Source organism: Amycolatopsis sp. VS8301801F10, from assembly GCF_046195355.1.
In the GTDB taxonomy this organism is placed as follows: domain Bacteria; phylum Actinomycetota; class Actinomycetes; order Mycobacteriales; family Pseudonocardiaceae; genus Amycolatopsis.
The window spans coordinates 1,099,603-1,112,999 of sequence record NZ_CP176065.1 but is presented as its reverse complement, the minus strand read 5'-3'; the positions used below and the strand labels follow the sequence as shown (position 1 = coordinate 1,112,999).

Here is a 13,397-nt window from a genome sequence, read left to right as displayed (position 1 = left end):
GCGTTTGACCGCCGCGACCGGCGGGCATGTAGCGGTCGAGTGCTGATCCCGGGAAAGGTGGGGACGACATGGCTGACGTGAGCCGACTGCCGAACGTGGTGGCCGAGGAGTGGGAGTGGCAGCTTCAAGGCTCGTGCCGCGGAGCGGACAGCAGCCTGTTCTTCCATACCGACAACGAGCGCGGCTCCGCGCGCGAGCGCCGCGAGTCCCGTGCCAAGGCGATTTGTCACACCTGCCCGGTGCTGGCCCAGTGCCGCAAGCACGCGATGACCGTCGAAGAGCCGTACGGCATCTGGGGCGGGCTCGGCGAGATCGAGCGCCGCGAGCTGTTCATGCGCGAACGGCGGGCCAAGCGCAAGGCCGTGTCCGCCTGAGCTGACCGCCCTCCCTGCCCGCGCGCCCACCTGCGGTGCGCGGGTGCTGTGCGTCGTCCGGCCGCCCGCGCGCCGAGGGGTAGCCGTGTGCCGACGCGGCGGCAGTCACCCGCTGGGTTAGGGTTGGGTCTCCAGATGCTTTGGGACCGTGACACGGTTGCCGCTTGAGACTACAGGCGCGTACCGGCGCAGGAGCAGCGCCTGACGAGGAGAAACTGCATGCCCGCAGCCGACCAGAACGCCACTCCGCCCGGATTCGGCATCACGCTGGACACCGCGGCCGCCGAGCCGAGGGTGGTGGTCACGGGTGAGCTCGATCTGCTCACCAGCCCGCAGCTGCAGGAAGCTCTTGCCGGGTTGATCGCGGACAAGAATTCCCGTCGCGTGGTGGCCGACCTCACCGGGGTGACCTTCTTCGACTCATCGGCGCTGAACGTCGTCCTGCACGCCCAGCGGCAGGCCGGGGAACAGAACGTCGAACTCGAGGTCGTGCCGAGCCCGGCGGTCAGCCGGGTGATCGAGCTCACCGGCGTGGCCGAACACCTGAGCGTGTCGGAGGAACCTCCGGCCTGATCTCCCGATACGGTCGCGCGGTCCGAATCTGGCCCGCGACCTGGGGGATAACCAAGATGATGGGGCGCACGCACGCCCTGACCGGCTGGTGTGCGGGGCTCGCCCTCGCGCCCGCGGTCGGCGTCGGCTCGGTGCATCAGGCGGTGGTCTTCGCGGCCACCACGGCCGGGTTCGCGCTGCTGCCGGACCTGGACCATCCCAGCGCCAGCGCGACCCGCCTGTTCGGCTGGCTGACCGGCGCGCTTTCGTGGCTGCTGCGCCGGGTGTCTGCAGCTGTATACGCCCTGACGAAGGGGCCGCGCGACGAAAAGGTGACCGGCACGCACCGGCACCTCTCGCACACCCTCTTGTTCGCTATCGCCCTCGGCGTGGCCACCTCCGCTGGCTGTACCGCGGGTGGGGCTTGGGCCGTGCTGGGCGTGCTGTTGTTCGGTCTGCTGCTCGCGGTCGCCGCGCTAGGCGACTGGCTGCTGCTGCCGTATGGCGGCGCGGTGGCCTGGTGGTACTTCACCGCGCCGGACGACCGGGTGGCCCAGCTGGCGGACATCTCCGGCTGGCTCGGCGTAGCGGTCGCGGCCGGGTGTTTCGTGCACTGCCTCGGGGATTCGCTGACCGAGTCCGGCTGCCCGTTCCTGTTCCCGCTGCCGATCGCGGGGGAGACCTGGTACGAACTCCGCCCGCCGAAGCCGCTGCGGCTGCACACCGGCAAGAAGGTCGAGACGCGGCTGGTCTTCCCGGTGTTCCTCCTGGTGGGAGTGCTGCTGATCCCGGGCGTGTGGGACTGGACGGTGGCCACGGTGGAGCATCTGTTCGCGCCCCCGGCTTCGCAGACCGCGACTCAGTAAGCCCAGCTCACCCCCGCAGGACCTCCTCCGCGACAGCCGACCCGGAGCGCACCGCGCCCTCCATGTAGCCGTTCCACTCCACCGCGTACTCCGCTCCGGCCCAGTGGATCCGGCCGACCGGGGAGCGCAGCACGTCGCCGTAGCTGGTCCACACTCCAGGGGCGAAATGCGCGCCGTAACAGCCGCGGGTGAATTCCTCGGCACTCCAGTCCTTCTCCACGTACGCCTGCGGCTCGGCGGCCTGCGGACCGAAGTACCGGACGAAGGAGTCGAGCACGGCTCGGCGCCGCCGGTCGCCGGGAAGCCGCTGCCAGCGCCGGGCCTCCCCGCCTTCGACAAAGCCAAGAAGGATGCCGATTTCGCCGCCTGGCGGGGAAACGTCGAAGGTCACCTTGACCGGTCCGGTGTCGGAGGCGACCTGACCGTTCAGCCCCTGCTCGCGCCAGAACGGCGTCGGGTACGCGGCGAAAGTCTTGGCGACAGTGCCCGCGGGCAGTTTCTGGGTGAGCTGATCGCGCCAGGCGGGCAGCACCGGGTCGTATCGCAGGCGTCCGGCGAGCGTCGGAGGGAGGGCGACGACAACCCGGTCGGCGGGAAAGGTCTGGCCGGTGCGGGTGGTGACGGTGACGCCGGTCTCGTCGTGGGCGACCGACGCGACCGGGGTGGACAGCCGGACGTCGAGGCCGTCGGCAAGTCGTTGCGCCACCAGCACGGAGCCGCCGACGACTCGGTCCTGCTGCGCACCGCGGTCGACGGCGAGGAGGGTTTCCAGGTCCGCGTTGCTGACCGCGTAGAAGAGTGCGTGCAGCAGGGAAAGGTCGCTCGCGTCGGCGGCGAAGACGGCCTCGGCCGCGACTCGGAAGTACGCCCGGCCGCTCGGGGTGCGCAGGTTGCGCCTGACCCAAGTCTCGAAGGTCTGGCTGTCGAGCGTGCGAGCCTTCGGGTGCGTCCACGGCTGGGCGGGGTCGACGCGGCGAGCGAGCCTGCCGAAGCGGGCCATGCCTTGCGCGAGGTCGGCGAGCGCGACCGGGTTGAGCCGCGGGACGGAGCCCTTCGCTCCGGCGACGAGGGCGCGCTTGCCGCCGAGCTGGACGAGCATCTTGCCTTCGTCGTTCCAGGTGCGGAACGTCGCCAGGCCGAGTTCCTCGACGAGCCCGAGCATCCGGGTGTGGCCCTCGCCGATCCAGGTGCCGCCGAGTTCGATCGGACAGCCCTCGATCTCGCCGCCTTCAGTGCGTCCGCCGACCCGGTCGCGGGCCTCGAGGACGACCGTCTCGGCTCCGGCCTTGCTGAGTTCGCGCGCGGCGGAAAGCCCCGCCAGTCCCGCGCCGACGACCACGATCCGCACGGCTTGCTCCTTCGCGTTCGGCAGATTCGGTCAAGTGACCGAGTTGGTGCAGCGTAAGGAGTGCCGTGCGGGTCTGGCAAGGGGTCGTGGCACTATTTCGGTCAACTGACCGAAGGGGGGGCGACATGCCGTACGTGGAGGCTGCGGTGCGCCGGTCGCAGTTCATCGCGGCCGCGCGCACCGCGCTGGCTGCTCACGGCGTCGCCAAGACGTCCCTGCGCGTCGTCGCCGCGCAGGCGGACGTTCCGCTGGCCACCATGCAGTATGTCTTCCCCTCCAAGGAGAAACTGCTGCGTGCGGTGATCGAGGACGTCGTCGACGAAATCGCCGGCGTTCTCCAGGACTCGGCCGTCACCGGTCAAGGCCTGGAGAACGCGATCCGCCAGGGGCTCGAGACGTTTTGGACCCGGCTCGTCCGAGGCGGGCGCGAGCTGCAGTTGCTGCAGTACGAACTCACCATGTACGCCCTGCGCACCCCGGGCAACGAAGACCTCGCCCGGCTGCAGTACCAGCGCTACGCCGACGTCGTTGCCCAGTGGTGCCGGCAGGCCGCGGAGCGAGCGGGCGAGACTGCCGCCGTTTCTTTCGAGCACCTCGCCCGCATGATCGTCGCCGGGGTGGACGGCTTGATCCTGCAGTACGTCTGCGACCCCGACGACGCGCGGGCTCGCGAGGGCCGCGAGGCATTGGCGAACATGACGATCGGGCTGGCAAGGGGCGGTCAGGCCGATTCCGCGAACACCGGCGGCCCGGAGTAGTCCCGGGAGTGCACGATCCGCCCGTCGCGCACCGTCAGCACCATCGCGTACGTCGACACATACGGCTTGCCCTCGTACTCCCCGTGCAGGTCGTACTCCGCCACCAGCACCTCCGGGTCGCCGGTTTCGTGCACCACCACCCGGTCCGCCTTGGTGCTCCGCCGCCGCTCCCCGGCCTGGTGGAAGCGTTTGCGCAACTCCTCGCGGTCGCGCGTCACCTTCGGCACCCCGGCCGGCGCGAACGGGATTTCGACCACGACGTCGTCGGAGTACAGGTCGGCGAGGTCGTCCCAGCGGTTGCCGACGGCCGCGTCGAGGAAGCGCTGGAAGACCTCCTTCGTCCCGTACAGCGTGGTCGCCGCGCCGTGGTTCGGGTAGTCGCGGTACCGGGTGACCTCGCCGTCCCGCACGGTCAGCAGTCCGGCCGACGACGGGAGCCGGTAGCTGTGCCCGGTGTGCGGATTGCGGCCCTCCGCGACGAGTTCGACGGCGAATCCGTCCGCGGTTTCCGTAGTGGTGACCTCGACTTTCTCCAGGCCGATCCGGGCCGCGACGGCGCTGCCCGCGCCGAGAGTGGCCAGTACGGCGTCCCGCCCGACCGAGCGGTGGCCGGTGAACGGGATTTCGTAGACGGCGTCCTCGGCGAGAACGTCCGCGAGCGGTGCGGCGTCGATCGCGCTCAGCGCGTTAGCGACGATCTCGGCTACTTCGGACCTGGTGCGGGGCATCGGAAACCTCATTCGGGAAGACGGGCGGATAATCGGAACGGGGCACCCGCTTACGACGATACGGAGTTTGCACTCCGTTTGTCAACGAAGACCTGGAGATCTGAGACACGGTCAGAAGCGGCGGGTCTCGTTCCAAGGAAGAATCGGACGACCGCACCACTTTTGAGAGCAGAGGAGAGAGCCGGTGGAGAAGCCTGCGCTCCGCGCGGACGCGCGCCGGAACCGCGCCCGCGTGCTGGCTGCCGCCGAAGCAGCGTTCGCCGTCGACGGGCTTTCGGTGCCCCTGGACGACATCGCCCGGCTGGCTGGCGTCGGCGCGGGCACGGTCTACCGGCATTTCCCCAGCAAGGAAGCGCTGTTCCAGGCGGTTGTCGTGGAACGGCTGGAGCAGTACGGCGTCGAGGCGCAGGAGTTGATCGACTCCGACGCGCCGGGCGAAGCGTTCTACGACTACTTCACGCGCGTCATCGAGCAGGCGTCGCGTAACCGTGCGATCTGCGAAGCGCTCGGCGAGACAAGCGGTTCTGCGTACAAGGCCGAAGCAGCGGAGCGGTTTCGCGTGAACCTCACCGCGCTTCTGGAACGCGCGCAGGCCGCGGGCGCTGTACGCACCGACATCGACGGTGAAGACCTGCGCGCGCTCATCGTCGGCGCGCTCGCGGTGGAGCGGTTTACGCCGGACAGTCGGCACCTCGTGCGCGTACTGCTCGACGGCCTGCGCAAGGTCTAGCGGCGGCCGGTACGCAGGTGGATGCGTTCGCCGGATTTGCTGAAGAGGCTGAGTATTTCGACGTCGCCCTTGCCCGCGGCGCCGAACCAGTGCGGGATGTGGCAGTCGAACTCGGCCGCTTCGCCGTGTCCCATGATGAAGTCGTGTTCGCTCAGGCGGACGCGTAGCCGCCCGCGAAGCACGTAGAGCCATTCGTACCCGTCGTGGCTGCGAAGGTGGGGCTCCTCGTCGTGCGCCGGGATGATCTGTTTGTAGGCGCGGGGTTCTCCCTGTTGCCGGGACAACGCGATCAGCACGCGCCCGTCCTTCTTCGCGGGCTGCTGGGGCACGCGCGGGTCGACGATCCGGGGCGCGGCGACGATCTCGTCGAACGGGATGCCCAGCGCGGCGGTGATCGGCAACAGCAGCTCGAGGCTCGGCTTGCGCTGCCCGGATTCCAGCCGGGACAGCGTGCTGGTCGAGATGCCGGTGGCCCGCGCGAGTTCGGCGAGGCTGACGCCCTGCTTGTCCCGCGCCCGCCGCAACCGGGGCGCGATCTGCTCGAGCACGCTGTCGACGGTGGGGTGGTCGCTCATGCGGCGCAGTCAACCAACGTGTCCCGGAAACGGCAACGTTTTTTGCCGCTTCCGGTCGAGGCTTCCGATCCTGGTGGGGAAGGTGCTGACCCAGGCGACGCGGATTGAGGGCGCTCGCCGACCACGGAGGTTGACCGTTCATGACCAGCGAGACCGTCGAAAAGCCCCGCCGCTCCACGCGCCTGCCCATCGGCGTGTACCTGCTCGCCTTCAGCCTGTTCGCGATGGGCAGCGCGGAATTCCTTCTCGCCGGTGTGCTGCCCGCCGTGGCCGACGACCTTCAGGTTTCGCTGTCCTCGGCCGGGTTTCTCATCACTGCGTTCGCGCTCGGTGTCGTCGTCGGCGGGCCGCCGTTCGCCGTGTTCAGCCTGCGCTGGCCCCGCCGCACCGCGTTGCTGGTCACGCAGGGAGTGTTCGCGGTCAGCGTCGCCGCCGGGCTGCTGGGCACCTACCCGGTCTTGCTGGTGAGCCGGGTCGTCGCGGGGGTCGCCTACGCCGGGTTCTTCGCCGTCGCGTCCGTGACCGCGATCAGCCTGGTCACTCCGGATCGCAACGCCCGCGCCTCCGGAGTCGTGGTCAGCGGCCTGAGCGTGGCCATGGTCGCGGGAGGACCGGCGGGCACCCTGCTCAGTCATTTCACCCAGTGGCGCGGCGGATTCTGGGCGGTGGTCGCGCTGACGCTCGCCGGGGTCGTCGCCTGCTCGCTCGGGATCCCCGCGACGACCCGGCCGATGGCCCGGCCGAGCGGGGCGCGGGAGTTCGCCACGATCCGCACCCCGCGGCTCTGGGGCATTTACGGCATCACGATCCTGACCACGGCGGCGTACATGATCACGTTCAACTACCTCTCCGCGATGCTCGCCGAAATCACCGGCGTCCCCACGGTATGGATTCCCGCGGTTCTCGCGCTGTTCGGAATCGGCGCTTTCGTCGGCCTGTCCATCGGCGGCCGCATTTCCGACCGGCGGCCCCACACCGCGCTCCTCACCGGGGCCGGCGCGATCGTGGTCCTTTCGGTCGTCCTGGTCCTGGCGATCCACAGTTCGTGGGCGGTGCTTCCGACGGTGTTCCTGCTCGGAATCGCCGCTTTCGTGCTGAACCCCGCGATCTACGGCCGGGTCTTCGCCATCGCCGCCGACGCCCCGACGCTCGCCGGGGCCACCACGGTTTCGGCTTTCCAGCTGGGAATCAGCGCTACTCCCGTGCTGGCGGCAGCCGTGCTCACCCAAGCCCTCACCTGGGTCAGCCTCGTCGGAGCTGTCCTAGCCGCGCTCGCGATTCCGCTAATCGTTCGCGACCGCACCCTCGGCTAGCGGCAGATCACGCATCTTGCGAAGCGGTGAAGCAACGAGAATCGCCGACGCCGCAAGGATTCCGACGCCGCACACGTACAGCGTGACCCGGGTTGTGGTGAGTTCGGCGATGAAGCCGCCGAGCAGACTGCCGAGCGGAGCGATGCCGAAAACGACCGTCTGCGACACCGAAGAGACCCGTCCCAGCAGTTCGTGCGGGGTGATGGCCTGCTGGAAGCTGACGGTGAACACGCCGAGCACGATGATCCCGAAGCTCGACGCGATCCCGCCCGCGACGTACCAGGCAAGGCCCCACCCCGGCGTCGCGAAAGCGTTGGGCAGGAACGAAACGCTGTACACGGCACCGCCGATGAACAGCGCCCGCGCCGCGCCGAAGCGGGCGCCGAGCCGCCGGGCGACCGCGCTGGCCAGCAAGGCCCCGGTCAGCGAAACCGTGTTGACCAGGCCGATCATGAACGGTTCGAGGTGCAGGTCGCGGACCGAGAACACCACCGCGACCGCCATGAACATCGACTGGAACAGGCTGGAAACGGCGCTGTGGAGGGTGATCGCCCGCAGGATCGGATGGCGCAGCACGGTCTGCAGGCCTTCGCCGATTTCGCGGCGGAGATTCCGCTCGGCGGGTTCGGGCCGCGCATCCGGCGTGCGAATGCGGTGCAGCCAGGCGGCGGACCACAGGTAGGTCAGCGCGTCGACGGCCATCGCGCCCGCACCGCCGATGAACTGCACGATCAGCCCGCCGAGGCCCGGTCCGGCGATCGCGGCGACGGACAGGTTCGTCTGCAGCCGGGCGTTCGCGTCGGGCAGTTCGCCGCGTTCGACGAGGTTCGGCAGGTAGGTCTGGTGCGCGACGTTGAAGAAGACCGTGAACACGCCGGCCAGCAACACCACGGCGTACAGGTGGCCCAGCGACAGCGACCCGAACAGCGCGGCGAGCGGCACCGAGCCGATCAGCACCGCGCGGGCGAGGTCGGCGGTGATCAGCACCGGCCGGTTGCGCATCCGGTCGCACCACGCGCCGACCTGCAGCCCGAGCAGCAGGTACGGGAGCGTGCTGAGCGTCCGCAGCAGCGAAACCTCGGCCACGGACGCGGCGAGCGCCGTGGTGGCCAGCAGCGGGATCACCAGGAAGTCGATGCGGTTGCCGACCTGGCTGAGGCCGTCGGCGAGCCAGAGCCGCCGGAAATCCGGCGAGCGAAGATCCCCCTCATAGGGGTAGTGTTATATAAGTTGAGTCGGTAGATATCAAGTTGCACACTGCGTAACGACGCCTATGATCAACGCGACGAAACCCTCGTAGCCGAGTGACCGCGCGGCGAGGAGGTGCCGGATGACGGACACCGCTCCCACCTGGGGTTATGTCGTCGTGACCGGTCTCGCCGGGCTTGCCGGCGGGCTGCTCGTCGCCGCGCTGCTGGTCGCCGGTCGCACTCCGCGTCCGGCCGGAGAGTCGGTGCCGTCCACCCCGCCGCCCGTGCAGCAGGTGACGGTCACGGTGACCGGCCTCCCTCTGCCGCCGATCACCGTGACCCAGCGCCCGCCCGCGCCCCCGGCCCCGCCGCCGCGGACCACCACGGCCACGGTGTCGGTCACCCCGACCGGGTCGAGCCCGCCGGCGCCCCCGCCGACCACGCTGCGCCCGACCAGCGGGTTCGTCCGCGACGAACGCTGACGTCAGCCGACGTCGCGCCGCCGCCAGCCGGCCATCCCCGCGGCCAGCACGACCGCCGAAACGGCCAGCAGCACCACCAGCGGCACCGCGGTGAACACCTCGCCGGGCACCTTCGGCGGATGCTGGAACGGCGAGACGTCCAGCAGCGCCTGCGGCGCGTTGACGACCGGCCCGAACATGCTGATCAGCAACGCCAGCGCCGCCACGCCCCAAGCGGCGGTCGCCAGCTTCGGCAGCAGTCCGAAGATCAGCGCGGCCACCGCGACGATCACCCACGCCGCGGGCACCTGCACCGCCACGGCCGCGACCATGTTCCCGACCGAACGGCCGACGTCGCCGCCGCGCAGCCCGTTCGACAGACCGAGCAGCACGCCCCCGACGAGCACGAGCAACGCGCTGCCGAGGAACGCGAACACGAGGTGGCTCGCGGCCCAGCGCAACCGTCCCACCCGGGTGGCCAGCAGCGGTTCGAGCCGGAGCGAGGTCTCCTCGGTGCGCATCCGCAGCGTCGCCTGCACCCCGTAGAGGGAAGCGAGCATCGCGAACAGGCTCACCATGGTCGCGAGGAACGCGTCGACCAGTCCGTGCGAACCGCCGAGCCGTTCGAAGATCTGCCTGCTCTGCTCGGTGCCGCCGACCAGTCCGGAAATGCCCTGCGCGATCGTCCCGAACAACGCGCCGCCGACCGCGAGCCCGATCAGCCAGCCGAGCAGCGGACCTCGTTGCAGCCGCCACGCCAGCGAGAACGGCGACCGCAGCGACGGAGCCGCTTCGCTCGGGCCGAGCCGCGGCGGAAGCAGGCCGACACCGACGTCACGGCGCGGCAGCAGCGCGTAGGCCACGGCAACCAGCACGAGCGTGGTCGCGATGGGCAGAATCAGTACCCACCAACGTTCTTCGGCGAACGGCCGAATCTGCTGCGCCCACCCGAGCGGCGACAACCACGACAGCCAGTGCGCGTCGGTGGTCGAATCACCCGCGCCACGCAATAGAAACGCGACGCCAAGCACGGCCGTACCGATGCCGTTCGCGGTGCGCGAGTACTCGCCGAGCTGCACGGCCACTGCGGCGACGCCGGTGAAGACCAGGCCAGTGAGCGCGGTGCTCGCGCCGAGCGCGACAGAACCCGCCGCGGGAACCTTGGCCGCCAGCGTGACCGCTTGCAGCAGACCGATCAGCACGCTCGCCCCGCCGGTCACCGCGAGCGCGGCGGTGAGCGGTGCGTACCGACCGACCACAGTGGACGCCAGCAGTTCCGCGCGACCGGTGTCCTCCTCCGCGCGGGTGTGCCGGGTGAGCGTGAAGACCGCCATCAGACCGGTCAGCAGCGCCAGGAACCCGCCCATCCGCCAGGCGATGAAGCCGCCCGCCGTGCCGAGGTTGAACGCCGGGCCGTAGAGCAGCGCGAACGACGGGTTCGCGGCGGCCGACGCGATGAGCCCGGCCCGGCTTTCGGCGGTCGGATAGAACTGGTCGTAGCTGCTGATCGTGCCTACCGGGACGACGCTGAGCAGGACGATCCAGATCGGCAGGATGACCCGGTCGCGGCGCAGCGCCAGGCGGATCAGCGGCCCGGTGCCGGTGAGCGCGGTCATTTCCCGGCCTCGAGTTCGTCCGCGTAGTGGCGCAGGAAAAGCTCCTCGAGCGTCGGCGGACGGCTCTCCAGGCTGCGCACGCCGATCTGGGTCAGCTGGCGCAGCGCGTCCTCGAGCGAACGGGTTTCCACGTCGAAGCGGACGCGGTTGCCGTCCGTCTTGAGGTCGTGCACGTCGGCGAGCCTGGCGAGGCCGTTCGGCGGTCCGGCCAGCTCCGCGGTGATCGACGTGCGGGTGAGGTGGCGCAGTTCGGCGAGCGTGCCGGACTCGACGGTGCGGCCGTTCCGGATGATGCTCACCTTGTCGCACAAGGCTTCCACCTCGGCGAGGATGTGACTGGACAGCAGCACGGTGCGGCCCTGCGCGCGTTCTTCCTGGATGACCTCCTGGAAAGTGGCCTCCATCAACGGATCGAGGCCCGAGGTCGGCTCGTCGAGCAGCAGCAGGTCCACAGTGGACGCGAGCGCGGCGACGATGGCGACCTTCTGCCGGTTGCCCTTCGAGTACGTGCGGCCCTTCTTGCGCGGGTCGAGGTCGAAGCGCTCGACGAGTTCCGCGCGGCGCTTCTGGTCGAGGCCGCCGCGCAGCCTGCCGAGGAGGTCGATGACCTCGCCGCCGGAAAGGTTGGGCCAGAGGTTGACGTCGCCGGGCACGTAGGCGAGCCGGTGGTGCAGGCTCGCCGCGTCGCGCCACGGATCGCCGCCGAGCAGCCGGACCTCGCCGGCGTCGGCGCGCAGCAGTCCGAGCAGGACCCGGATCGTGGTGGATTTCCCGGCGCCGTTCGGACCGAGGAATCCGTGTACTTCCCCCGCGGGAACCTGAAGATCAAGGCCGTCGAGGGCCTTCACCCGGCCGAATGCCTTGCGCAGGCCGGAGATCGCGATGGCGTTTCCCATGATTCGGAAGCTACACTCTTTTCATGAAGTTGTGAAGTTAAGAAAACATCAGGACCGAGTGATCCCCTGGACGCTCGTGGGAGAGGATGGACGGATGACGACGCCTGAGACGAAGAGAGACGAGGACGCCGTCCGCCGATACGTCGAAAGCCTGGGCCTCGTGATGGCTCAGATCGGCATGCAGCGCATGTCAGCGCGGGTCTTCGCGGCGCTGATGACGACCGACTCGGGACGGCTGACTGCCGCCGAACTGGCGGAGCAGCTGTCGGTGAGCCCGGCCGCGATCTCCGGCGCGGTGCGGTACCTGGACCAGGTCGGCCTCGTGCGCAAGGTGCGCGAACCCGGCGAGCGCCGCGACCACTACCAGCTCTACGACGACCTCTGGTACGCCACCTTCCTCAAACGCGACCGTTTCCTGATCATGTGGCGCGACGCGGCCACCGACGGCATCGAGGCGCTCGGCGCGGACACCCCCGCCGGGAAACGGCTGGCGGAGATGCGGGACTTCCTGGCGTTCATGCTGGTCGAGGTCAACAACCTGTACGACCGCTGGCACGAGCTGCGGAAAAACCGGGACTAGCCGAGGTTTTCCAGTGTCGCGGCCAGCCGGAGGGCGAGGTCCGGCCGCGGCGGGCGTTCCTCGAAGGATGCGAGGAACGCCTCCTGGAAACACGCGCCGAGCAGCAGCCGGGCCGCGGCGTCGACGTCGAGATCGCCGCGCAGCCTGCCCAGTTCGACCTCGGCGGCGAGGTAGCCGGCGACGTGCTGGATCGGCAGGTCGGGGCCGTTTTCGAGAGTGTCCCGATGGGTGCGGAGCAGGTCTCGCGAGGAGAAGATCGAGACGGAGATCGGGAAGCTCGCGCAGTAAAAGGCCAGTGCCGTGGTGGTCAGCTCGGCGAGATTGTCGCCGAGTGCTGCCTTCTCGGGCTGCTCGGTGAGCCTCGCCGCCGTGGCGACGAGGTCGGGCAGTTCTTCTTTCAGCACTGCCAGGAAGAGTGCGGTCTTGTCGCGGAAGTGCTTGTACAGCAAGGCTTCCGAGTAACCCGCGGCCTGCGCGATCGCCTTGGTCGTGGCGTGCGCGTATCCCTGCTCCCGCATGACCGTCGCGGCTGCGGCGACGATCTCTTCGCGGCTTCCCATGCGTGCTCCCTGAGGGCCTTCTCAGTGTGGTGAGTGTTCACTTACCCTAGCTGGTAAGTGAACACTCACCCCTGCATGGAGGCCTCTCATGAAGATCACCGTCCTGGGCGCGAGCGGCCGGATCGGCGGCCTGGCGGTGCGGGAAGCGCTGGCGCGCGGATGGCACGTAACCGCCGTGGTTCGCGACCCCGCGCGGTTGACCGTCCCCGCGCACCCCCGATTGGATGTCGCGGTTCACTCGTTGACCGATCCCGGCTTGGCCGATGCGGTGACCGGCCGTGACGCGGTCGTCCTGGCCCTCGGCCCCACGGATCTCAAGCCGACGACGGTCAACTCCGACGGCACTCGCTCGGTGGTTGCCGCGCTGCGCGGTTCCCGGACGCGATTCGTGGTGGTGAGCGCGTCCGGCCTGCCCGCCGAGGGAGACAGCCTGTTCGCGCGACTGTTGTTGAAGCCGGTGCTGGGTGCGGTGCTCCGGAACGGATACGCCGACCTGCGGCGGATGGAGTCGATCCTGCACGAGGCTCCCGAGGTGCGGTGGACGATCGTGCGGCCGACGCGGCTGACCGACAAGCCCGCGCGGGACCGGGTGCTCAGCGAGGTCGGGCGGGATGTGCGGGGGAGTTTCCAGATCCCGCGGGCGAACGTGGCGCGGTACCTGCTGGACGCGGTGGAGGACGAGGCGCTGGTGGGCAAGACGGTGTCTATCGCTCAGGGGTGAGGCTGTCTGCGGTTGCGGACACCTCGCGGCTGGATTCCCTGTAGGTACTGAGATCGAGGGGGGAATCTGTCGGCCGTCGAAGACAGGTTTCCCCAACTTGTCCCCAGGGTTGTCCACAACTCGCATCGC

At 69.6% G+C, this 13,397-nt stretch carries 15 protein-coding genes and 1 pseudogene; 9 read left to right on the top strand and 7 right to left on the bottom strand.

Annotated features, from left to right (window positions below; genetic code table 11):
- The first annotated feature begins 68 nt into the window (after positions 1-68).
- From F9C11_RS05360 to F9C11_RS05350, 3 genes are all read left to right on the top strand, one after another.
- A complete protein-coding gene (locus F9C11_RS05360; protein WP_409183791.1) occupies positions 69-374 on the top strand; it encodes a WhiB family transcriptional regulator in 306 nt (101 codons plus the stop codon).
- A gap of 219 nt (positions 375-593) precedes the next feature.
- Positions 594-947, top strand: coding sequence for an STAS domain-containing protein (locus F9C11_RS05355; RefSeq protein ID WP_344287754.1), 354 nt, complete (start codon positions 594-596; stop codon positions 945-947).
- A 59-nt stretch (positions 948-1,006) separates the two neighbouring features.
- Entirely contained in the window at positions 1,007-1,792 is a 786-nt protein-coding gene (locus F9C11_RS05350; protein WP_409186819.1) for a metal-dependent hydrolase, read from the top strand.
- 7 nt (positions 1,793-1,799) lie between these two features.
- On the opposite strand, the gene F9C11_RS05345 is transcribed toward F9C11_RS05350, so the two are convergent.
- Complete coding sequence (locus F9C11_RS05345; RefSeq protein WP_409183790.1) at positions 1,800-3,140, bottom strand: flavin monoamine oxidase family protein; 1,341 nt, start codon at positions 3,138-3,140, stop codon at positions 1,800-1,802.
- A gap of 125 nt (positions 3,141-3,265) precedes the next feature.
- On the opposite strand from F9C11_RS05345, the gene F9C11_RS05340 reads away from it, so the two are divergent.
- Positions 3,266-3,898 carry a TetR/AcrR family transcriptional regulator gene (locus F9C11_RS05340; RefSeq protein ID WP_409183789.1) on the top strand — a complete coding sequence of 211 codons (633 nt, stop codon included), beginning with the start codon at positions 3,266-3,268 and terminating at the stop codon, positions 3,896-3,898.
- On the opposite strand, the gene F9C11_RS05335 is transcribed toward F9C11_RS05340, so the two are convergent.
- A complete protein-coding gene (locus tag F9C11_RS05335) occupies positions 3,862-4,626 on the bottom strand; it encodes a nuclear transport factor 2 family protein (RefSeq protein ID WP_409183788.1) in 765 nt (254 codons plus the stop codon). The genes F9C11_RS05340 and F9C11_RS05335 overlap by 37 nt on opposite strands.
- Positions 4,627-4,810: 184 nt before the next feature.
- On the opposite strand from F9C11_RS05335, the gene F9C11_RS05330 reads away from it, so the two are divergent.
- Positions 4,811-5,356, top strand: a complete 546-nt coding sequence (locus F9C11_RS05330) for a TetR/AcrR family transcriptional regulator (RefSeq protein WP_037807285.1) — start codon at positions 4,811-4,813, stop codon at positions 5,354-5,356.
- On the opposite strand, the gene F9C11_RS05325 is transcribed toward F9C11_RS05330, so the two are convergent.
- Positions 5,353-5,931 carry a helix-turn-helix domain-containing protein gene (locus F9C11_RS05325; protein WP_409183787.1) on the bottom strand — a complete coding sequence of 193 codons (579 nt, stop codon included), beginning with the start codon at positions 5,929-5,931 and terminating at the stop codon, positions 5,353-5,355. The genes F9C11_RS05330 and F9C11_RS05325 overlap by 4 nt on opposite strands.
- 140 nt (positions 5,932-6,071) lie before the next feature.
- Between F9C11_RS05325 and F9C11_RS05320 the strand changes: the two genes are divergently transcribed.
- The gene (locus F9C11_RS05320; protein WP_409183786.1) at positions 6,072-7,244 is read left to right on the top strand and encodes an MFS transporter; all 1,173 of its coding nucleotides are present in this window, start codon (positions 6,072-6,074) and stop codon (positions 7,242-7,244) included.
- On the opposite strand, the pseudogene F9C11_RS05315 reads toward F9C11_RS05320, so the two are convergent.
- Positions 7,215-8,432: pseudogene (locus F9C11_RS05315) on the bottom strand (MFS transporter); the annotation flags it as partial. The gene F9C11_RS05320 and the pseudogene F9C11_RS05315 sit on opposite strands and share 30 nt — an antisense overlap.
- Before the next feature lie 142 nt (positions 8,433-8,574).
- On the opposite strand from F9C11_RS05315, the gene F9C11_RS05310 reads away from it, so the two are divergent.
- Positions 8,575-8,916, top strand: a complete 342-nt coding sequence (locus tag F9C11_RS05310) for a hypothetical protein (RefSeq protein ID WP_409183785.1) — start codon at positions 8,575-8,577, stop codon at positions 8,914-8,916.
- A gap of 2 nt (positions 8,917-8,918) precedes the next feature.
- Here the strand turns inward: F9C11_RS05310 and F9C11_RS05305 are convergent, their stop codons facing one another.
- Together F9C11_RS05305 and F9C11_RS05300 are read right to left on the bottom strand one after the other, a co-directional pair.
- Positions 8,919-10,511 carry an ABC transporter permease gene (locus F9C11_RS05305; RefSeq protein WP_409183784.1) on the bottom strand — a complete coding sequence of 531 codons (1,593 nt, stop codon included), beginning with the start codon at positions 10,509-10,511 and terminating at the stop codon, positions 8,919-8,921.
- Positions 10,508-11,407: an ATP-binding cassette domain-containing protein gene (locus F9C11_RS05300; protein WP_409183783.1), complete on the bottom strand. Its 900-nt coding sequence runs from the start codon at positions 11,405-11,407 to the stop codon at positions 10,508-10,510. Before F9C11_RS05300 ends, F9C11_RS05305 begins: the two co-directional genes overlap by 4 nt.
- Before the next feature lie 94 nt (positions 11,408-11,501).
- Here F9C11_RS05300 and F9C11_RS05295 point away from each other — a divergent pair, with 94 nt between their 5' ends.
- Positions 11,502-11,987, top strand: a complete 486-nt coding sequence (locus tag F9C11_RS05295; protein ID WP_409183782.1) for a GbsR/MarR family transcriptional regulator — start codon at positions 11,502-11,504, stop codon at positions 11,985-11,987.
- Here F9C11_RS05295 and F9C11_RS05290 read toward each other — a convergent pair.
- Positions 11,984-12,547 (bottom strand): TetR/AcrR family transcriptional regulator, encoded by a 564-nt coding sequence (locus F9C11_RS05290; protein ID WP_409183781.1) that lies wholly within the window; start codon positions 12,545-12,547, stop codon positions 11,984-11,986. The two genes, F9C11_RS05295 and F9C11_RS05290, sit on opposite strands and share 4 nt — an antisense overlap.
- An 88-nt stretch (positions 12,548-12,635) precedes the next feature.
- Here F9C11_RS05290 and F9C11_RS05285 point away from each other — a divergent pair, with 88 nt between their 5' ends.
- Complete coding sequence (locus tag F9C11_RS05285) at positions 12,636-13,268, top strand: NAD(P)-dependent oxidoreductase (protein ID WP_409183780.1); 633 nt, start codon at positions 12,636-12,638, stop codon at positions 13,266-13,268.
- The last annotated feature ends 129 nt before the right edge of the window (positions 13,269-13,397 follow it).